The 22236-nt window shown below is 35.9% G+C and carries 15 protein-coding genes and 1 other RNA gene; 6 read left to right on the forward strand and 10 right to left on the reverse strand.

Going from position 1 to position 22236, the window contains the following annotated elements; translation table 11 throughout:
* Positions 1 to 2 precede the first annotated feature (2 nt).
* Positions 3 to 3617: a dynamin family protein gene (locus ACKVQX_RS00290; RefSeq protein ID WP_409135907.1), complete on the reverse strand. Its 3615-nt coding sequence runs from the start codon at positions 3615 to 3617 to the stop codon at positions 3 to 5.
* Positions 3618 to 4118: 501 nt separating this feature from the next.
* Between ACKVQX_RS00290 and ACKVQX_RS00295 the strand changes: the two genes are divergently transcribed.
* The 4 genes from ACKVQX_RS00295 to ACKVQX_RS00310 all read left to right on the forward strand — a co-directional run bounded on the left by ACKVQX_RS00295 (position 4119) and on the right by ACKVQX_RS00310 (position 8302).
* The gene (locus ACKVQX_RS00295; protein WP_068454262.1) at positions 4119 to 4574 is read left to right on the forward strand and encodes a chemotaxis protein CheX; all 456 of its coding nucleotides are present in this window, start codon (positions 4119 to 4121) and stop codon (positions 4572 to 4574) included.
* Positions 4575 to 5011: 437 nt separating this feature from the next.
* Positions 5012 to 5494: a cytochrome c oxidase subunit II gene (locus ACKVQX_RS00300; RefSeq protein WP_285216075.1), complete on the forward strand. Its 483-nt coding sequence runs from the start codon at positions 5012 to 5014 to the stop codon at positions 5492 to 5494.
* Entirely contained in the window at positions 5491 to 7134 is a 1644-nt protein-coding gene (locus ACKVQX_RS00305) for a b(o/a)3-type cytochrome-c oxidase subunit 1 (protein WP_409135908.1), read from the forward strand. The genes ACKVQX_RS00300 and ACKVQX_RS00305 overlap by 4 nt, the downstream gene beginning before the upstream one ends.
* Positions 7135 to 7663: 529 nt before the next feature.
* Positions 7664 to 8302 carry a hypothetical protein gene (locus ACKVQX_RS00310; protein ID WP_409135909.1) on the forward strand — a complete coding sequence of 213 codons (639 nt, stop codon included), beginning with the start codon at positions 7664 to 7666 and terminating at the stop codon, positions 8300 to 8302.
* A 10-nt stretch (positions 8303 to 8312) separates the two neighbouring features.
* On the opposite strand, the gene ACKVQX_RS00315 is transcribed toward ACKVQX_RS00310, so the two are convergent.
* The 9 genes from ACKVQX_RS00315 to ACKVQX_RS00355 form a co-directional block, all read right to left on the reverse strand.
* Positions 8313 to 8882 carry a dihydrofolate reductase family protein gene (locus ACKVQX_RS00315; protein ID WP_409135910.1) on the reverse strand — a complete coding sequence of 190 codons (570 nt, stop codon included), beginning with the start codon at positions 8880 to 8882 and terminating at the stop codon, positions 8313 to 8315.
* A 183-nt stretch (positions 8883 to 9065) separates the two neighbouring features.
* A complete protein-coding gene (locus ACKVQX_RS00320) occupies positions 9066 to 10970 on the reverse strand; it encodes an ATP-dependent DNA helicase (protein ID WP_409135911.1) in 1905 nt (634 codons plus the stop codon).
* A gap of 72 nt (positions 10971 to 11042) precedes the next feature.
* Positions 11043 to 12179 carry a class I SAM-dependent RNA methyltransferase gene (locus ACKVQX_RS00325; RefSeq protein ID WP_068454280.1) on the reverse strand — a complete coding sequence of 379 codons (1137 nt, stop codon included), beginning with the start codon at positions 12177 to 12179 and terminating at the stop codon, positions 11043 to 11045.
* A 2-nt stretch (positions 12180 to 12181) separates the two neighbouring features.
* Positions 12182 to 13915, reverse strand: coding sequence for a putative bifunctional diguanylate cyclase/phosphodiesterase (locus ACKVQX_RS00330; protein ID WP_409135912.1), 1734 nt, complete (start codon positions 13913 to 13915; stop codon positions 12182 to 12184).
* 110 nt (positions 13916 to 14025) lie between these two features.
* Positions 14026 to 14414: RNase P RNA component class B (rnpB, locus tag ACKVQX_RS00335), an RNA gene on the reverse strand.
* Positions 14415 to 14492: 78 nt separating this feature from the next.
* Positions 14493 to 14810, reverse strand: a complete 318-nt coding sequence (gpsB, locus tag ACKVQX_RS00340; protein WP_068454286.1) for a cell division regulator GpsB — start codon at positions 14808 to 14810, stop codon at positions 14493 to 14495.
* Between the two features lie 77 nt (positions 14811 to 14887).
* Positions 14888 to 16114: a ribonuclease H-like domain-containing protein gene (locus ACKVQX_RS00345; RefSeq protein ID WP_409135913.1), complete on the reverse strand. Its 1227-nt coding sequence runs from the start codon at positions 16112 to 16114 to the stop codon at positions 14888 to 14890.
* Positions 16071 to 18422 carry a DEAD/DEAH box helicase gene (locus ACKVQX_RS00350; protein ID WP_409135914.1) on the reverse strand — a complete coding sequence of 784 codons (2352 nt, stop codon included), beginning with the start codon at positions 18420 to 18422 and terminating at the stop codon, positions 16071 to 16073. Before ACKVQX_RS00350 ends, ACKVQX_RS00345 begins: the two co-directional genes overlap by 44 nt.
* A complete protein-coding gene (locus ACKVQX_RS00355) occupies positions 18397 to 18774 on the reverse strand; it encodes a YppE family protein (RefSeq protein ID WP_068454292.1) in 378 nt (125 codons plus the stop codon). Before ACKVQX_RS00355 ends, ACKVQX_RS00350 begins: the two co-directional genes overlap by 26 nt.
* A 210-nt stretch (positions 18775 to 18984) precedes the next feature.
* Between ACKVQX_RS00355 and recU the strand changes: the two genes are divergently transcribed.
* Together recU and ACKVQX_RS00365 are read left to right on the forward strand one after the other, a co-directional pair.
* On the forward strand, positions 18985 to 19599 hold the full coding sequence (recU, locus tag ACKVQX_RS00360; protein WP_068454296.1) for a Holliday junction resolvase RecU: 615 nt from the start codon (positions 18985 to 18987) through the stop codon (positions 19597 to 19599).
* Positions 19600 to 19627: 28 nt separating this feature from the next.
* Positions 19628 to 22234: a transglycosylase domain-containing protein gene (locus tag ACKVQX_RS00365; RefSeq protein ID WP_121177478.1), complete on the forward strand. Its 2607-nt coding sequence runs from the start codon at positions 19628 to 19630 to the stop codon at positions 22232 to 22234.
* Positions 22235 to 22236 lie beyond the last annotated feature (2 nt).

The following is a 22236-nucleotide window of genomic DNA, read 5'->3' on the forward strand; positions in this document are numbered from 1 at the left end:
ATTTATACTGTTGCTTCTACAAGCTCTTCAAAGATTGATTTCCATTCCGCTAGTTTACTATCTTCTTGAAGCAGCGAACGTTCTGTATCAAGCTGTTCAAGTGCTTGATTTTCAATATGTTGTTTCAATTGCTCCGCAATTGCTTGAATTTGTTCTTCTGCCCAAGTAGTCATACGTGCAGACTGCTCATCTAAATAAGCTTGTGCATCTGGTTTTGACATTTCTTCAAGTGCATCACGTAATAAAATACGATCATTATTCTCAAAGAAGGCTTTTTGATTTTTATAATATTTATTGACCGCTTTATATTTGAATGGGTCTTTAAATGGACCTGTATAATCTAAAATTGCAGGATCTTCCACTTCGAATGGTGTAAAGCTGAAGCTCTCGTTGACATCACGTAGGCGACGAACATCTGCTGTATAACGTTCTGAAATTTTTGTCACAATCATTTTTGAAATTCGGAAGTTTGTTACACGCATCTCTTGTTCAAAGTCGAATCCTAGGCTTTGCATTAATTCAGTGAGTGCAAACTCAAGTGCATCTGATGTTGATTTTGTATTAAATACCGTTGGGTTATACGATTCTTTAAAGAAATCTGTATAACGGAAATATACACGCTGTAATACATAGTATAGTAACTCTTTTTGCTCTTGTGCCACATCACGTTCAATTACAGCAGCTGCCGTTTTTTCCATAGACGAGCGAACAAATTGTTCAATTTGGTCTAATTCTTTTAGACGCTCATCTTTACGTGATAAGTTTTCCTCTGTTTGACGAATCAATGATGATAAACGATCTGTCGTCTTATCTGTTTCCTCTACTAAAGCTTGAACAGCAAGAGCCATTAATTCTTCTGATAAGAAGTGATGGAAACTTTCCTCAAAAGCAGGCATACCAGAAGCAAGTTCTGTCTGTTCCACCTTCTCCTGTAAAGCAAGTAGACTACTCACACCAAATAGACGTGGTTTACGGATACCAAAACGTAATAATTCGTTACGTACATACGCTTTTACATCTTCTGCTTCTTCTTCATCTGCTGCTAAGTCAATCGCATTTACGACGAAGAACATCTTATCTAATTCGAAGGCATCTTTTACACGACCTAATTGAATTAAGAATTCACGGTCTGCTTTTGCGAAAGCATGGTTATAATACGTAATGAATAGAATCGCATCCGCATTACGAATGTATTCAAATGCAACGCCTGTATGACGCGCGTTAATTGAGTCTGCTCCTGGTGTATCAACTAATGTAACACCTAGACGTGTTAATTCACAGTCGAAGTAGAAATCAATTGAATCTACGAAACAACTACGATTTTCTTGTGCAACAAAGCGTTCGAATTCTTCGCGCTCTGTACGAATCGTTGTACCTAATACATCTTTAAATTCTTCATAACTTTGTGCAAATGCACGTACAAACGATTTATGAACATGCAAACGCTCATCTGTTAATTCCACATCAAGTGCTTTTTGTGCTTTTGCATAGGCATCATCTAAAGATGTAACGTGAACACCAATTGCACCGTAAGAAGCGACAATATCTTCTGTCATTTGTTCGACTGTTTTTAATTTTACATCCGCTGTTTCATGTGGGTGGTCTGGTGATACTGGACGAATCTTGTTAATCGCTGCTGTTGTTGGGTTCGGTGATACAGGTAACACTTTTTGACCCATTAAAGCATTTGAGAAAGAAGATTTCCCTGCACTAAATGCACCAAATAAAGCAATCGTAAAGTCTTTTTCTTCTAAACGCGCGACTTTATTTTTCAAGTAGTTTGATACTTCTTGGAAACCAGCAATCGGTTCTACTGCATGTGCTGTTTTTAATGCTTTTTGAATCGCTTGATCCAATTGAACATTATACGTAGATTGTGATATATCGTCATCCACTTGTTCTTCTTCTTGTTTTTCTTCCACAGCAATCATAGATGGATCGAATACACGCATATGTTCACGCGCTTCTTTTTCCCCTTTAATCCAGCGCTCCATATAGCCATCTGCTTCTTTATTCAGTGTACGTACATCGACATTTTTCTGAACTTCAAAGTATTTTTGTTGTTCTTCAATATGAAGTACATCATTGATGATTGCTACTTTTTCAGTCATCGCTGCTTTTTTCTTTTTCAGAGGTTCTACTTTTACAAGAGATAATTCTTGAATATACGCCATTTTCTCGCGCTTCCAGTCATCTGTTGCACGTTTGAACCACATACGTGTAGCCGAAACAACACGATTTGCAAAGTTCAATAAGGCATCTCCTGCTACTGCATCAATGCGCATCTCATCTTCAATAACAGAGAATGGGATATCTAATTTGAATTCATCAATTTCAAGTGATAATTCATCTGTTAAAGCACCAACTTCTCTTAAAGAGCTCTTCATTAAGTTCAACATATGACCTGTAATTTGGTTTTGAACAACTGATTTATAGCGATCATATAGATCTTCACGTCTACGAGCGCGCTCTGCTTCCGTCTTTTTCGCCGCAAAGAACATACCTACTTTAAAGTCTTTTTGCATACATTCCGCATAGCTTGCTAAACGGTCACGTAATTCAAATGGCATTAAGACAGCGTTTTCAAGTAATTCATCACGTTGATTATTGAAAGACATCTCCCATTTCTCAACTGAATATAACTCAAGTTGACGTTCTACAGATTGGTACTCATCTAAAATATCTAACTTACGTGCCCAATCATTTTGAGATAGTAAATCTTCATTGCTTTCCATAATACTTTGTTTATTTTGTTCTAAGAATTGTCCATGTTCATCATGCATTTGTGCTAATGTATTTTCGGCATTTTCTATTAATTGCTCTTGCCAACCATCCATACTGTTCATAACAATTTCTTTTACATGGTCAAAATCGTTATAAGCTAAATCTTTCGCTTTTAATGATGTAAAGAAAATACCTTTTGGATAAACACCCCAGTTTGCAAATGAATCTGCAACCGATTGTTTGAATTCTTCAAATGATAATTCTTGTTCTTTATGTTTATCTACTTGGTTCACGATTAAATACACATTCGGATTATGCTTCATTAATGTTTTCGTAAATTGGAAGTTCAATTCTGATTGCACATGATTATAATCCATCACGTAAAAAACAAGATCCGCTAAGTGAAGTGCTGATTCTGTTGACATACGGTGTGCATCATCTGTTGAATCGACTCCAGGTGTATCCATCACTGTAACACCCATCGGTAATACAGACTGGCTATGTCCAATCTCGATTTGTGATACTAACGCACCATTCTTTGCAAATTCTTTTACAGTTTTAATATCATAATCTGAGTTAAAGCGAACAGGATCTTCTCCTACTAAATAAGCAATTGCATAATCTTCTTCTGACTTATGCACTTTAACTACATTAGCACTTGTCGGAATTGGGCTAGACGGTAGTAGTTGGTCACCTGTAAGCGCATTAATCATACTCGACTTACCAGCAGAAAAATGACCTGCAAAACCAATTGCATATTCTTTCTTAATTAACTTCTCAGCAAAAAGTTGTGTTTTTGCTAGTCGTTCATGATCTTCGTTTTTTTTATAGACCATGTACTGTAACGCAGTTTTCTTCAATAATAATTGGATTTTTTCTTCAAAAACAGTCATGAAAGGCTCGATCTCCTTTTTCTATATGTAGTTACTCATCCCATTCTATCATGTGTCTGTAAAAGGAAAAACAAAAATTGCTCCAAATCAGAAGATTTTAGTTATTTATTTTTACGTTTCTTCTATGTTATTTTTTTACGTGAAAAAATTAAATTTATTTAAAAATATAAAAACCGAATAACTCTAAGTGAGCTATTCGGCAACAAAAGTATCATTTTATTTATTTCAAATGTGCGGTTGTTTCTGATAAAACGTATTTAACTGTGACACCACAAGCGACGATTGTCATTCCAACAAGTGCGAAAAGCATGATGACCGCTCCCTTTTTGATAATATAATTTTTTATTTTTAAATTCTAATTGTCATTGATTATCATTATCATAACGAGTTTTTTTTATTTTGTCAATCTAATTGAAATAGTTTCTCAATTAATTCTCTTATTGTATTCTTTAAACTAACGGTGTATCATAGATTAAAAGTCATGAAGAAAGGGGAGTATGTATGAGTATTTCGGCTCAATACCAAGTACTATTTAACGGCATCATTCACGCTTTCAAAGAAATTTCACCAAAGCAAGTTACAATTCAGTCTCCCTCTTCATTTACTGCACCTAATATGCATCTAGAATATAGTGTTTTGATCAATGTAATTGGTGATGTAAAAGCACGTATGATTATTGACAGCAATCACAATTCATTTCAAAAACTATGTGAGTCATTATATGGGTTTCAGATTGATGGCGAACTTTTAGAATCGTTCGTTGGAGAATTTGGAAATATGGTTGCTGGTAAATTATGTATTTATAGTGCTGAACATAATATTCAGTTAGACATTACTACCCCAACTGTCATGGTAAGTGAGACACATTTACCAATATCTACACAAACATTCACTTTGCCAATCTCAATGGAAGAGATTGGTCATGTAACAATGCTTTTATCTATTGAAGCTTCTTAAGTCTACATACATGAGAGCAATGAAATTTCATTTCCTTAAAAGGGCTTGTACATATTTTGTACAAGTCCTTTTGTCTTATTTTGTAGGTCTATTCTTTTATTTCGATAAACGAATTAACATTTTAATATTAATTATAATAAATATCTCTATTTTTTACATACTGAATTATTACGTTTTTCAAAACAATTTCACATTTACTTCACATTCTCTTATTTTGATGTGATAAAAATCACATCTATATTATGTCGTTTTGACTAAACTATGGATAAGCATACATAGAAAGGAGATTTTTATGCATAAAGAAAAAAACACATCCGATTCAAAATTAAAAGGAACTTTTTATCTCTCTATGACAGTCGGTATCATCATAATCATCATTTGGTTTGTATGCTTCGCTATTTTTATGAATCGTTTCTAACTAGAGGAGGTTTACACCCATGCATTTGCATAAGTATGAAAAATATTGGCTCGTGTTTGGTATTGGCTCATTAATTGTTTTTCTATTAATTACTGGTCTAATGGCATTAAATAATAGTCATGAAACACCTAATTCACAAAAAACAATTAATCCTGAAAAAGTGAGTGAAATCGCACCATTTAATAAGCCAGGTGTCCATAAAGTAGCAGGAAAGGATTGGGATTATGAAGTAGTGGTGGTAGCATCTGCCTTTTTATATGAACCATCGGAAATCAAAATTCCTGTGAATTCTAAAGTGAAGTTTATTGCGACCTCTAAAGATGTTGTGCATGGATTTGAAATTGCTAAAACAAATATTAATATGATGTTAGAGCCCGGACATATTTCTGAATATACAACTACCGTCAATAAAAAGGGCGAGTTTTTAGTTGTTTGTAATGAATACTGTGGAATGGGACATGCTGAAATGCACGCAACATTAAAGGTGGTGGATTCTAAATGAAATCTTTACAAATCGATTTACGCGATTGTAAGCTAGCACTCGCCTACCTTCTTTTCGCTTTTACTGCTTTATTAATTGGTGGGATTGCCGGTTTAATACAAGTATTCGTGAGAAGTGGCGCACTCGAACTTCCCTACTCTATTGGCTATTATCAAGTATTAACTGTACATGGCATTCTTCTAGCACTTGTCTTTACAACCTTCTTCATTTTTGGTTTTCAAACAGCCGCTATGAGTCGTGTAACAGGAACATTTTCTTTTAAAGAAAGATGTTTAGGCTGGATTGGTTTCGGGGTAATGTCTACTGGGACAGTTATGGCTGCTACAATGGTTTTATTAAATGAGGCATCTGTACTTTATACATTTTATGCGCCACTACAAGCACATTGGATTTTTTATGCTGGACTTTCACTTGTCATGATTGGCTCTTGGATTACAGCATTTGCACAAGCCCGTCGTTACATACAATGGAAAAAAGAAAATCCAAAACAGATTACACCGCTACTCAGCTTTATGGTCGTATGTAACAATTTAATGTGGTTTATTGCTACAATTGGTGTCACAACTGAATTATTGGTTCAATTACTTCCATGGTCACTTGGTTGGGTGGAACGTGTAGATGTGTTATTATCACGTACACTTTTCTGGTCATTTGGTCATGCACTTGTATATTTTTGGCTCTTACCTGCCTACATGGTTTGGTATATCGCCGTGCCAAAAATCATCGGTGGAAAGATTTTTTCGGATGCACTTGCCAGACTTTCGTTCATCTTATTCGTATTGTTTTCTGTACCGGTTGGCTTACACCATCAATTAACTGAACCTGGTATCGGTGGTTCATGGAAGTTTTTACAAGTTATTTTAACGATGATGGTTGTCATTCCCTCTTTACTTACTGCTTTTTCACTATTCGCTACATTTGAACTGCGTGGTCGTGAGTTAGGGAGTAAAGGACTCTTTGGATGGTTAAAAAAGTTACCTTGGTCTGACGCTCGTTTCTTAGCACCTTTTATCGGTATGCTTGCCTTTATTCCGGGCGGTGCTGGAGGAATTGTTAATGCATCTTATCAAATGAACCAATTAATTCATAATACCATTTGGGTGACAGGGCATTTTCATTTAACAATTGCTACAACGGTCACACTGACATTCTTTGGTGCCTCTTATTTCTTAATTCCACATTTAACAGGTCGACAATTAACAAAAAAAATAAACCGACTTGGTCTAATCCAAACGGTTTTATGGGCAATTGGTATGTTGATTATGTCAGGTTCGATGCATATTGTTGGTTTGCTTGGCGCACCAAGACGCTCTGCATTCTCAGAATATGGAGGTGCTGAAATTGCACAAACATGGATTGGCTACCAAATCGCACAAGCTGTTGGTGGAACTATTCTATTTATTGCCATTTTATTATTTATGTATATACTTGTTCAAATGCTTTTCTTTGCACCGAAAGGTTTTGAGCCATTCCCAGTAGCAGAAGTTGCTGATCATGCACAAAAAACACCGGCTATTTTAGAGAACTTTAAACTATGGATTATCATTTTAATTGCGCTATTATTAATTGCTTATTCATACCCAATTTACGATATTATTTCAAATGCACCACTTGGTTCAAAGGGATATAAATTGTGGTAATTTTCTAGCTCGTTCGAATGATATTCTAATATAAGTTTGATTTTTTCATGATTTACCTTTAGACTTATGTTACGATTTAGTGAATATAAAAGCGCGAATTTGTTGTATTTCCGCTGTTTTTATGACAAAAAATGCTAATTCAAATAGGTATAATATCTATTTTTTGGTAATTTTTTAGTAAAATTTTAAAGAGATAATTCACTAAATATTAACGTTATTTGTATAATGGCAGTTCTCTATTGATTGCATTGCTTTTTTCTAGTATGTACTTATAGGCACAGATTCTTCATCAGAAAACGCACAGCAAACTCATACATAGCATGTATTTCACAGGGAACTCAAAATATAGATAACTTATTTATTTTGTCGTCATCTTTTGTCATGTGAGAAACTTTTCGAAATAGCCCAGCCAAACGAGTCCATTATTTTTTTGGACAATGTGAAGTTGAAATACTTTGCACCTCAAAATATCATCTTTTGAGAATCACCATCAGAGTATTAACCAATTTTTTTTAAAGGGGAGATTTACATGCAAACAACGATCCATGAATATAAGAAGATGAATAATAGCTCTCTTTATGTAAGCGATTATTATCAAGAACTCTTTTATATGAATATTGTTGAGGTTCCATTATTAGAAGAAATTTTAAAAAAGAAGACCGAAACAAGTGCATACTACCCTACCTTATATAGAGATATCTGGTTTATGATTGAACAACCTTACGAAGTCGTTCAGTTTAGCGAGAAGGTAGATTTTTCAAATGAAGTACTTGCAGAAATTTTAAAAGCTATTTACGAACATCCAACTTTCCACATTATTCACGATATCAATCGTGTTGAGAAGGGCAGCTCTTTTATGAACGCTCTTTTATTAACAGAAATGGTATCCGTTATGATTGATGGCGATTTAGAAATTCTATTTGACGCAAAAAATAATCGTGAAACAATCGATTTTGCTACATTTATTGACGACCATTTAGAAGTGGGGAATTGCCTAGAATGTGCTGCACAATCGATTTTACATTCTTCTAAAGAACTACCAATTTATTTTGATATGAATATTTTCGTAGAATTACCAATTACAGAAAAGACACAATACTCACTTGAAGTTTTCCAAGAAACAAATTTATTGGAAGATCTTAATTCGTATAAAGAAGTCTATATGTAACTTAGTTATTCTACTTTGTTTGAGCGCACTTTATAGCGCTCTTTTTTTTATACTTTTTTACAATGTAATGTAATTCTACAAACTGACCATATGTTTTTGTTTGCTGCAATGTTAATTCTACGGGTGAGAAACCTGGTTTAAAAAGAGGAATTCCTTCTCCTAATAAAATTGGCGCCATTGTAACAATAACCTCATCGATTAAGTGTTGCTCTAAAAAAGAATAGATGAGTTCTCCCCCACCGACAACCCAAATATCTTGACCTGGCTGTTGTCGTAATGTATGAATAAGTGATGCTACAGGCTCTTTTGTAAAGTGAATATCTTGCATATCTTGAAGCTGTTGATGCGTATAAACATAACACTGTTTTTCGGCATAAGGCCATTCAGATAATCGTTGACTGATTAACCAGTCAAATGTCTTTTTGCCTAAAATAACGGTATCGACTGTTTCATAAAATTGTGAGTACCCATTATCTCCTTTGCCTTCCACCTGTTCTAGCCAATCAAGTGACTCTTCTTTTGTTGCGATATAGCCATCTAAACTTGACGCAATAAAAAGACGTACTTTTCGATTTCCCATACCCATCACTCTTTTCTTAACTACTTGGGTTTTCTATTATAAAGTAATAAAACCTTAAAAAGCAAACAGAAATCACACAAATTTAAAAATAAATATTTTTCACTTTTAAAATGCATATTCATTCACACATGTTGTCACATAGAAAAAGGCTTTGACAAGTTAGTACATGTCAAAGCCTTTTTTCTATTTTTCAAAAGTCGGTTTTACTGCAAAAATCGGTTCAATCTCAGGTAGGTTTTTCAATTCCTCTTCATTCATTAAAATATGAATTGTACCATGATCATTTGTTGTACGAATTAAACGGCCCATACCTTGTTGTAAGCGAAGAAGCATGAATGGTAACTCCACTTCAACATATGGATCATCTGCGAATGAACGCTTCGCATCAAATAATGGATCACTTGGTGGGAATGGTAAGTCCACAATTATCACACGTGTTAATGCTTCTTCTGGTAAGTCGAGTCCCTCCCATAAATGGTATGAACTTAGCGTGTGTAATTTACCTGCTTGGAAATCACGTACTAATGAAGATAGCTCGCGATCACCTTCAAAACCAATTGTTGCTTTTTGTTCATCTGTTAAAACATCTTTAAATGCTTGCATCGCTTGTTTTGATTTGAATAATAATAAAGTTTGCTCTGTTGATTCTTCTAATAAAGAGGCAACGCGCGTCGCTTTTTCAGCTTGTTCAAGTTCATGAACATGAATCTTCATTACTTCTTCATAATCAAATGGTGATTCTACAGAGAATGAGTTGTATTTTTTAATTCCTAAGCTATACGCAATATAACTAAAGTCTTTATTAATGGATAGAGTAGCTGAAGAAAAGACATATGGAATTTTTTTAGAGAATAGTTTTTTCTCTAATACTTCTGTAATTAAATGTGGCATGATGACTAATGTTTCTTCGCCATCCGTTTCTTCTAACCAGTCAATCGCATTACTTTGCGACACAAAGATGCGCATTGCTGCTTCGTATTGGTCTAAGAACTCTTCTGCCATGCGTAGCTCATATTCCGGAATAACATACATTTCTGATTCAAAGACGAATTCTTCCATTAACTCGCCAATTGTTTCAATCACTTTTTGACCTAATTTCATTAGCGTTGGACTTTTTTGAATTCGTTTACGCTCATCATCCGTATCAATCACATCATCACGTAATTGGTCAAAGAATAGTTCATGACCATCTTGTAATTTTTCCATCAGTAATAATGTTTTTTCACGTAGTCCATCAACCATTAAACGATCTAATAATTTCACGATTGTGTAATCTTGAATTTTGTTCGTCATTGCCTTTTGCGCGGCATATTCAAGAAGATGTCCTTCATCTAATACAATCATCGATACTTCTGGTAGTAACGGTAATTGCCCTTCACGTTCACGCGACTCTTTCGTTGCCGTATGTTCCATTAAGAAATCTTGTGAGCAAATAATTAAATCCGTCGCTTCACGGTAATGTGCACGATGTAATGTTTGACCACAACGATTACGGACATCACAAACCTGACATTGTTGGATATAGTTATAATTCACATGCTGCCATTCTTCATCTGAAATATTCGGGTAATCACTGCGTGCGCCATAAAGTCCTAATCCACCAGCATCATACACGCCTTCTGGAATCGACACAGCAATCTCATCTAGATATTCCCCGTCCATGAATTGCTCTGCTTCTTCATAACGTTTTAGACATAAATATTGGTCACGCGATTTTGCCAAGCGTACATCAATATTTAAATCTAATAATTTTTGCAGTTTATAAATATCTCCGCCTTCTTTAACCAATTGGTCAATTAGCGTCTCATCTGCGCATGCAATTAATGCAGGTTTACCTGTATAACGAGCATACGTAATAGCTGGTAATAAGTACGCAATGGTTTTCCCTGTACCTACACCTGCTTCCGCGAATAAAATAGACTTTTCACGTAATACTTTTTCTATTTGATAAGCCATAAAAATCTGCTCATCACGACATTCCAATCCTTTTTCCGGAAGTTCATCGTATAATACGTCACCCATCCAGTCGCCTAAAGAATCAAAGAATGATTGTTCTTTTGATAATTCAAATGGTAGTGATTGTCGCATACTATCTACCCCTCTCATCTACTATGTTTCAACACAAAGGGAGGCTGTCTAAATAGACAACCTCTCTTGTTTTTATTTCTTCTGTGATTTGCGTCCCCAGAATTGATAATAATCTGTTCGAATGAAACCATTGAACAATTTACGTTTTTTTGTTGCACGTCGACCATATAGCTCTTCAAAATTCTCCATCGAAGATAGCATATAAACAGACCATGTGGGATAAGCTTTCATCATATGACCAATATCACTAATCATTTGTTCGATTGCTTCCACTTCACCAATACGTTCACCATAAGGTGGATTTCCAATCATAACTCCATCTTCAGCGTGTGTTGTAAAGTCTAACACTTGCATTTGTTTAAAGTCAATCAATTCGCCAAAACCTGCTTCAAGTGCATTACGTTTTGCAATTTCAACCATGCGGTGATCAATATCTGAACCTGAAATTTGAAGTGGTTGGTCGTAATTTGCAGCTTGGTCTGCCTCATCACGTACTTCATCCCAAATCTCTTGTTTCATAAATGGCCATTCTTCGCTAATAAATTCACGATTATAACCTGGTGCAATGTTTTGTCCAATCATCGCTGCTTCCAGTGCAATAGTACCTGAACCGCAGAAAGGATCTACAAACGGACGATTTGGTGTCCATTTTGAAATATATACAAGTGCTGCAGCCAATGTTTCTTTTAGTGGTGCTTCACCTTGTTCTGTTCTGTACCCACGTTTATGAAGACCAGCACCTGATGTATCAATTGTTAGTGTCGCCACATCTTTTAAGATTGATACTTCAATTTTGAATTTCGGTCCTGTTTCTTCTAGCATACCTAAACGGCCATGTACTTTTTTCATGCGCTCAACAATTGCTTTTTTCGTAATTGATTGGCAATCTGGCACACTATATAATTTTGATTTTACAGACTTACCTGTTACAGGGAACTCTGCATCAACTGGCATAATTTTTTCCCAAGGTAATGCTTTAACACCTTCAAATAATTGATCAAATGTTCTTGCTGGGAAAGAACCTACAACGATTTTTACACGATCTGCTACGCGTAACCACAAATTAGTACGTGCAATATCACGCTCTTCTCCTTCAAAGTACACTTTTCCGTTTTCTGTACGTGTTTCATATCCTAAGGCTTTTAGTTCATCTGCTACAATGGCTTCAAGTCCCATAGCTGCTGTAGCTACTAAATTAAATTTTGTCATGCTTATTTCCCTTCTATCTCCAATTTCCAAAATTCTACGTAATCAATCGCCTCTTCTAATGGCAACGGTTTAGAATAATAATATCCTTGAATCATATCACAGCCCATATTTCTTAGCAATTCCACTTGTTCTTTTTGTTCCACACCTTCTGCAATGACTTTCATATGCAAACGATGTGCCATTTGAATAATGGCATCAACAACTGCCTGCTTCTCATTAACAGAACCAATTAATTGAATAAAGCTACGATCAATTTTCAAATGGTTTAATGGGAACTGTACTAAATATGACAATGATGAATACCCTGTGCCGAAGTCATCAATCGACAATTTAAAACCTAATTGCTTCAACTGAATTAGTCGACGAATCGTTTCTTTTTCATTATTCATCACCGTTCTTTCCGTTAATTCAATTTCAAAATTTCTTGGAGAGCAATTATTGCGTTGTAAAATTTCTTGAATCGATTCAATAAAGTTTGGTTGATGGAAGTGAATACTTGAAATATTAATAGCGATTGGAATATGACCGTAACCTGCACGTTCTAAGGTTAACCAATCTAGGCACGCTTTTTCAATGATGACCTCACTTAAAGGAATAATAAGTCCCACTTCTTCTGCATACGGAATAAAATCATTTGGCGGTACAAAGCCAAGGGTCTCGTTATACCAGCGAACCAATGCTTCAAAACCAATGATTGTATTTGTCGTTAAATCAATTTTCGGTTGATAATGTAAAACAAACTCTTTATTTTTAATTGCTCTACGTAATTCATGATCAATTAATAAACCGCGATTCGTTCCAATATTCAGTTCGTCAAAATAAAAAGCAAATTGATTACGCCCATTCTTCTTCGCATATTCCATTGCCTTCACTGCTTTGTTAATCAGAATTTCAGTATTATGTCCATCTTCTGGATACAAACTAATCCCGATTGTGGCCGTTGTGTAGAGTATATGTTCATCAATTAAAAACGGTTCTTCAAATGTTTCAATAATCTTACTTGCTAGTTGAACTGCTTCTTTCGGATGGTGAATGTGTGCCAAAGTAATAACAAATTCATCACCGCCATAACGCGCTAGCATATCCTTATTGCGAATAAACGGCGTCAACCTCTGTACAACTTCCGTTAATAATTTATCACCAATCGAATGACCTAACTCATTAATATGACTAAAACGGTCCATGTCTAAAAATAGCAATGCATGTTCAAAATTTTTCTTCTCAGAAGCTTCTAAAAGCACATTCATGCGGTTCATAAATGAATAGCTATTTTCAGAACCCGTTAATGTATCTGTATTCATTTGAATTTGAATTTCACGCTCTGCAATTTTCTTTTCCGAAAGGTCTTCAAAAATACCACAATAATGTGTTGTATCCCCATCATCATTTTTAATTGCAATAATTGTCAACCATTCGGGATAGACATCACCTGTTTTGCGACGATTCCAAATTTCTCCTGACCATTTATCTGTTGCATAAATCTCTTTCCACATCTTATCGTAAAAACTTTTCGCATGTATTCCCGACTGCAGCAAGTGCGGTTTGCTCCCTAATGCTTCCCCTGCACTATAGCCTGTTACAAATTCAAAAGCTGGATTAATGGCAAGTATCACTTTATCTGCATCGGTAATCATGACACCTTCTGATAAATGGTCAAATAATGCCCACATTGTTTCAGGGCAGATTGGGCTATTACCATCTAATTTTTCGCTATATAAACAGTCTTTTTTTTTCATCCTGATCCCCGCATCCATATATGAAATCTATCTATGTATTTTAGTAAGAAAGGCTCTCCAACTATAAAATCGGAGAGCCTGACTAATCATGTTATAAGAACATCATAAGGAACTGTAAGCCATGTTTTGTGCCCTTCGTACTCAAACAGCTAAAAGCCTCGTACTACTCGGGTAGTAATCATCTATCTATAGATATGCAAGCATACCTATCTCTCCATCCATTCATTTCTTTCAGGAGAACGCCCCTACCATAATTTGGGTTGCTCACTCGTGGGGTTTACCTCGTTCCACTCGTAAAGTTTCCTATACGACTTCGTCACTGTGGCACTTTCAGAAAGTTTCAACCATATCCGAAAACTTAGGTTTTCCTTTCGCCGTTAGCATTGCTGCTACCTCCGCTTATGATTTCGCGAAGCACGAACACTACGTTCATCTCAGAATCGTGTGAGCATGGACTTTCCTCAACAACGTCAAAGCGTTGCAGCGATTACTCATTCGCTTATTGATGCTATTTACATTATATGCGCAAAAACAGCATAATTCAATATTTAAACTATGTTTTTAAGGAAATCACGCATTAATCATATAATTTATCCCCGAATACATGTTTTTCAAGATTCGCAATGCGCTTTAAGATATCATAATTTGTTGCGCCCATACCAGATGGTGCAACTGTTGTAGGTGAATTTCTTCTTGTACTTTCGGCTTGTTCAAGCTCTTGTTTTAATAAATTAATTTCTTCTTGTTTTTTCAATAATACTTTTTCAAAGTTTTCATAGTCCATAATGATTTCATCTAAAAATTGATCGACCTCATCTTGACTATATCCTCGAATACCTGTTTTAAAATCTTTATCTAAAATCTTTTTAGCTGATAATTTAATGTCCATCATCATAATCCTTTCAACTTGTAATAAGTAATTCCATTATAGCATATACTTCTTTGAAGTCATGGATAAATAAGGGGGTTTCTCTATTTCATACCTTGTTTTTTTCGAATACGCAAAAATCGCTTTTCAATCGCTTCTTTTTTTCGTTGTTGCACATCTTTTTTAAATAATAAAGACTGTCTTACTCGAAATAATGCGTTGAGCGTATGTTTTTCGGCTTCTTCTAAATCATGTAGTTGGTGTTCATATAATTTTGCGAGTCCAAGGGACGCTTCAATCCACTGACGCTCTTCTAAATATGGCAAAGCTTTTTCATAACTTTCAGCCGCTTCGGCGTATTTTTTTTGCTTTTTTTGCTGAATGGCTAATAAATAGTACGCTTCTGCCGCTTCATTTGTTGCATAATTTTCTGTAACATTTTCCAATAAGCTCTGACTTGAATCAAGTTGTTTTAAGTCATAATACCATTTTCCAATATTCGTATGCACAATTGCGTGCTCTTGATTTGCTTCTGAGAATACGAGTTCTGTCGCTTGAATAAATAGTGTAATTAATGATAGTAAATCGTATTCGTTATGACGTAACACTTGAAAAAGCATGTCATGGTCACCACTTCGAACTGCATCTAAATAGACCATTGGCGCTAAATGACCTGGTAAATCGTCAATGCGCTGAAAACCAAGTTTTTGTTGTTCAACCGTTGTCAATTTCATTCGACTTAAATCGTTTTTCCAAATACGTTTTGAACTGTGAAACAAATCAATTTGCTGATGCTCACGTAATGGTGGCAAATGTTCTCGATTTAATGTCCAACGCGTTTGTAATTGTGGCCAGTCGAAACTCTTTCCATTATATGTCACAATCGTTTGATTTGCTTGCCAAAACTTCGATTCGAATAAAAAAGCCACTTCATTTGCTGGGTCTGCAAGTATATATTGTTTCAGCACAAACCCATCAGAAGTTTCTTCAAGTAACCCATTTAAAAAGATATGTGTTCCAACACCTTTCAAACCGGTTGTTTCTGTGTCATAAAATATGATTTTTTCATCTGATGTCATTTTTAAAGGATGTTCTTGTTCATAGACTTCCCACGCTTCAAGTGCTTCATAAAATTGGCCAAGCCGATACTTACCATGCTGGTGATTAAACGCATAATGTGTTTCTCGTAAAAAAACCGTACCAAAATCATTTTCAATCCGACTTAAACCAGCTTTCTCCCACTTTTCTGTATAAAAAGGCGGAAGAGGTTTTTGATAAGGTGTTTTTTCAGTCTTCGCTGTTTTCGTACCCTTTTTTAACATTTGCTTCATTTGCAAAATCTTCTTCTCGTAAGACATCGTCCATCAATTCCTCTAATAAAAATGATTGTAAAAAATGAAGTACTTGATCTTTTGTATTTCCCGTTTGATCTTGAGCACCAATACATGCTGGACAGCCAATTTGACATGAACATCCCTCGACATGTTCATACACATGTCGAATTAATTGTTCCCATAAATCATAAATACGCTCACTCAGTCCAATACCGCCTGGATAACGATCATAAATGAAGAAAGTTGGTTCACCATTATGAATAGCTTTCACTTGTGGTACAACATGTACGTCCGAACGGTCTGACTGAATATACAGTGGAATAAAGCTATTCATTGCGTAGGCAACACCTAGCATCGCACTATTTAAATCATCGTCTGTCCAATCATCTGGCTGTTTGAAATGTAACCATGTGCCTGATGTATGCAATTCTTCTGGAGGTAGATGAATTGGACCTGAACCAATATTATCATGTGTATTAAATCGAATTTTCTTAAAGATGGTTGCATTCGCTAATGTCATTAAATCACCAAATGTTACATTTGCTTTTCCTAGCTGACGCACGCGATCTTCTGAAATGACTTTTAATTCTACTGCTAAATTCGCATCTGTAAAATAATTTACATCCACTTCTGTTACATAGGCTTTCTTTTCTTCCCAATCAAGCTTTTCAACTTGATATTGTGTACCTTGGTGTATATAGATGGCTTCTTCATGTAATAATGTCATCGCACTATAGCGGTCCATCTCACCAATTACTGTTGTATTCCCTTTTATCGTTTGATCAATAATCACAACATTTTCTTGTGATGCCGAGCGTAAACTAATATCATGCGCTGGGAATCTGTCTGTCATCCAGTGCCATGTATCGGTTGTCTTTAGTAAAATTTTCTCCTCAGCTAAATATTCCAATAAATCATCTACATCAAATTCTGCATAGTTTTCCCCTTGTTTAAAAGGTAATTCAAATGCCGCACATTTTAAATGATCCATTAAAATCAGCATATTCTCTGGATACACACGCGCTTCTTCTGGTTTATTACCGAGTAAATAATCTGGGTGTTGAATAATATATTGGTCGAGCGCTGTTGACTGTGCCACATAAATAATGAGTGCATCGTCCTGTCTACGCCCTGCTCGTCCTGCCTGTTGCCAAGCACTTGCAATATTCCCTGGATACCCTGTCATAATACATGCCTGTAATTGACCAATATCAACACCTAGTTCCAGTGCATTCGTCGAGATAACCGTTTGGATTGTCCCGTCTCGCAGTCCTTTTTCAATCTTCCGTCTCTCAGAAGGTAAGTAGCCACCTCGATAACCCCGCACGGATTCATCTTGAATATTTTGTGCTGTTAATGATTTTAAATACGTTACAAGCATCTCCACACGTACACGACTTTTTGCAAAAATAATTGTTTGAATTTCAGATTCATATAATTTACGTGCTAAATCCTTTACTTCTAAAATCGCACTTCGTCTAACACCGAATGTCTCGTTAACAATTGGTGGGTTATAGAATAGGAATGTTTTCTTTCCAGCTGGTGCACCATTATTCGCAATCAGCTGATGTTTTGTATTCGTGAGATTCTCTGCTAATTCTTTTGGATTTTGAATTGTTGCGGAAGTGCAAATAAAGATTGGGTTACTTCCATAATAATCACAAATTCGCTTTAATCGCCTTAGTACATGCGCAACGTGCGAACCGAATACCCCTTTATACGTGTGTAGTTCATCAATGACAATAAATTGAAGGTTTTCAAAAAGCGAAACCCATTTTGTATGATGCGGTAAAATCCCCGAATGCAACATGTCTGGATTCGTCATGACGATTTGCCCTGCTTTTCTCACCTTTTGACGAATACCTGGTGATGTATCCCCATCATATGTGTAACTCAAAATTTCTTCATCCATTGCTTCAATCATCGCATTCATTTCTGACTTTTGGTCTTGTGCTAATGCTTTCGTTGGAAACAAGTAAAGCGCGCGTGTTTTTGAGTCTTCCAAGATTCGTTGTAACACAGGTAAATGATAACAAAGCGACTTTCCTGAAGCTGTTGGTGTGACAGCTGTAAAAGACTTTCCTTCCTTTGCATAATCGAAAGCCTCACGTTGATGGGTATAGAGCTGTTCAATCCCTCTTGATTGCAGCGCTTTTTTTATAGATGGATGTAATTGTTTAGGAAATGTCGCATAGCTTGCTGGTCGTTCTGGTAAGACACGCACATGTTGTACACGATTTTGCATCTTCGGATCAGACTGCCATTGTTCAATTAGTTCTTTAACTGTCTTTCTTTCTCGAATCATGTTGCACCTCCTCCAATGTGCGCAAATACGTTTCAAATGTAAATTTCGTCGATTGAATCGATTGAATGAATCTTTTTTTACTCGTTTTCACATAAAAAGATTGAACGACAAATTGTTCCATTGCATCACTCGCATGTTCAACTTGCGACATATGTAAATACTTTGGATGATTTGTTTCTATAAATTGTTTAGATAACTCCTTCCACTTTTTTAGCTTTGCATGGACTTCATCTGCATAAGGCTTTACTTCTGTATAAAAATCAGCATCTTGCTGTTGTTCGCGTATATTCATAAAACGTTCATAGCTTCGATCACACTCTAAATAAAGTGTTGTTGTTAATTCTTTTAGCATTTGTTTTATCTCCTTCTCGCATCTTCTTTCTATTTTAACAAATTCATACGCTTTACACTACTAACGTAGGCGAACGAACATTCCTTTTTCGTTCATTTATCTCACTTTACCATTTGCAAAATATGCTTGTTATTGCTACTATCTTTGGGTAGTGTTTTAAATTTACGCATTGTGAACTTCTCAATGTTTGTAAAGAACGAGGTGAATCTTTTGGCGATTCGATATCCTAATGGCAAAAAATATGTACCTGCGACAGAAAAGAAAGCATCTTCTAAAAAACAAGTCAAAAAAGACCTAACTTTTAGTAATCGTGGGAAAACATTAGAAGATATGATTGATGAAGCAAATGCTTATTATTTAACCGTTAAAGAAGCAGTCATCCATAAGAAACCTGTTCCTATTCAAATCGTCAATGTAGAATATCCGTCGAGAAGCGCTGCTGTAATACGTGAAGCTTATTTCAGAACCCCTTCTACAACGGATTATAATGGTGTATATAAAGGTCATTATATCGATTTTGATGCGAAAGAAACAAAAAATAAAACATCTTTCCCGCTGAAAAATGTGCATCTACACCAAGTGACGCATATGCGTGCAGCAACAGCTCAAGGTGGGATTTGTTTTTTACTCATTCGCTTTTCCATTTTAAATCGATCTTTTGTATTGCCATTTTCTATTTTGAACGCTGCATGGGCAGAGATGGAAAAAGGTGGGCGTAAATCGATTCCATTCGATGTTTTCGAACAAGATGCAATTGAAATAAAAGAAAGTTACAGTCCACAGCTTGATTATTTAAAGGCTGTAACAGTTTTACTTCCTTTATAATAGGAAGTGAGAAAGAGAGGAGATTTTTGTGGATAATAGACGATATAATTCACGAGAAGAACGAAAACGATTAGAAAATGAACAAAGAAAAAGTAGAGGTCGTTCATCTTCTAAAAAAGTGAAATCAGCAAAGCCTAAAAAGTCATGGCTAAAACGAATTGTATTAGCTGTTGTGGCTTTAGGTGTAATTGGATTACTACTAGGCGGGGGCTTGTTTGCTTATTATGCAGCAACAGCACCTAAATTAGATGAAGAAACATTAAAAGATCCTGTATCTTCGAAGTTCTACGATAAGAACGGAAAAGAATTCTATACAATGGGAACGGAAGAACGAGAACATGTAAAGTTTGAAGATATCCCGAAACAAATGCAAGATGCGATTCTTTCTACAGAAGATGCGCGTTTTTACGACCATCATGGTATTGACTTTTACCGTTTAGGTGGAGCTGTACTAGCCAATTTCCGCGATGGTTTTGGTTCACAAGGTGCGAGTACAATTACACAACAGGTTATTAAAAACTCATTCTTTAATAACGGAAAAACGATTAAACGTAAAGCACAAGAAGCGTATTTATCACTTCAATTAGAACGTGAGTACACAAAAGATGAAATTTTTGAAATGTACTTTAATAAAGTATTAATGAGTGGACGTATTTATGGTTTTGGTACAGCAGCTAAGTATTTCTACGGTAAAGATATTGATCAATTAACATTACCACAGATGGCTTTATTAGCTGGTATGCCACAATCACCAAATAACTATAATGCATTTAAAAATCCAGACTTAGCTGAAAAACGTCGTAATACCGTTTTAAAATTAATGTATAACAATAAAAAAATTACAAAAGATGAAATGGAAGCTGCAATGAAAGTTAGTGTAAAACAAGGGCTACTTCCAGAGAGCAAACGTATTGCGAACAATAGTTCAAAATATGATGCCTTCATCGATGTCGTATTAAAAGAATTAGCTGAAAACGGCGATGAAAAAGCGCTAGAAGATGGTATTAGTATTTATACAACACTTGATCCTGAGGCACAAAAAGTTGTTGAGAAAACAATTAACAATGATGCAAACTTCCCAACAAAAGATATTCAAACAGGGATTTCGGTTGTTGATACGGAAACAGGAGCTATCGCTGCAGTTGGCGGTTCTCGTGATTACGGTCCAGAACGTGGCTTCAACTATGCACAAGCTCTGAAAACACGTCAACCTGGTTCAACAATGAAACCAATCATGGATTACGGTCCAGCGATTGAATATTTAAAATGGAGTACAGGCCATACACTTGTCGATGAACCAATGAACTACTCTGGAACATCACAAGCAATCAACAACTACGATAACCAGTTTAAAGGTGCATTAACGATGCGTGAAGCACTATACAACTCACGTAATATCCCAGCGATTAAAGCCTTTAAAGAAGTAGGTACTTCTAAAGTAAAAGAATTCATTAGTGGTTTTGGCTTAAAACCTGATGATTTATATGAATCTGATGCAATCGGTGGTGGTTCAGTAAATCTTTCACCAATCGATATGTCAGCAATCTATGCTTCATTTGGAAATAACGGAATTTACACAAAAGCCTATTCAATTAAAAAGATTGTTTACCGCGATGGTAACACAGCGAAAACATATACACCTGAACCACAAGCTGCAATGAGTGACTATACAGCTTATATGCTAACAGATATGATGCGTGACGTTGTAAGTTCAAAATCTGGTGCATCTGGTGGTGCTGCAGCTGTACCAGGACTAGATATCGCGGGTAAAACAGGGACAACTAACTACACAAGTGAACAGTTACAAGAATACGGATTACCAAGTAATGCTGTACCAGATTCATGGTTCTCTGGCTACACAACGCGCTACTCGATGTCTGTATGGACAGGCTATTCTAGTCGTAAACAAGGGATTGTATCCCCTCAAGAACGACAACTAGCTCAAAATTTATTCCGTATCATTATGAGTCAAATTTCTGCAGGTAAAAATACACCGAACTTTAAACAACCAAGCTCTGTTATCTCTTCAGGTTCTGAGTTATATGTTCGTGGCACACAAGCACCTGTGGAAAAAGAAGAAGAAAAAGATGAGAAAGTTTCTGCTCCAACAGGTTTAAGTGCAACGTATGATGCAGATTCAAAAACGGTATCTTTATCTTGGAATAAAAGTGATACAGATGGTGCTAAATATCGTGTGTCTGTAGATGGCAAAACCATTACAACAACAGGCGATACAAAAGCTTCTTATCGTGTTCCTGGAGGCGCTACTTCTCTAACCTTTAGTGTTGTAGCAATTGTGGATGGCAAAGAAAGTGCTAGTGCTTCTGCTACTGTAAAAATTGCTGAAGAACCAGAAGAGCCAGCAGTAGATGAGCCAGATCAACCTGAAACAGACCAACCTGGTGAAACACCTGAAACCGATCAGCCTGAAACAAATCAACCTGGTGATAACCAAGGTGACAATCAGAATGACAATAATAACGGGAATAATAATGGAAACAATGGGAATAACAGCAATGGAAATCAGAATGATAACAATAACGGAAATACAACTAAACCTGAAAAACCTACTGAACCTGACCAACCCGAAACAGATGAACCAGCCACTGAAAATGATCAAGGTAACGGAAATTAATA

Source organism: Kurthia sp. ISK08, from assembly GCF_046159805.1.
In the GTDB taxonomy this organism is placed as follows: Bacteria; Bacillota; Bacilli; order Bacillales_A; family Planococcaceae; genus Kurthia; species Kurthia gibsonii.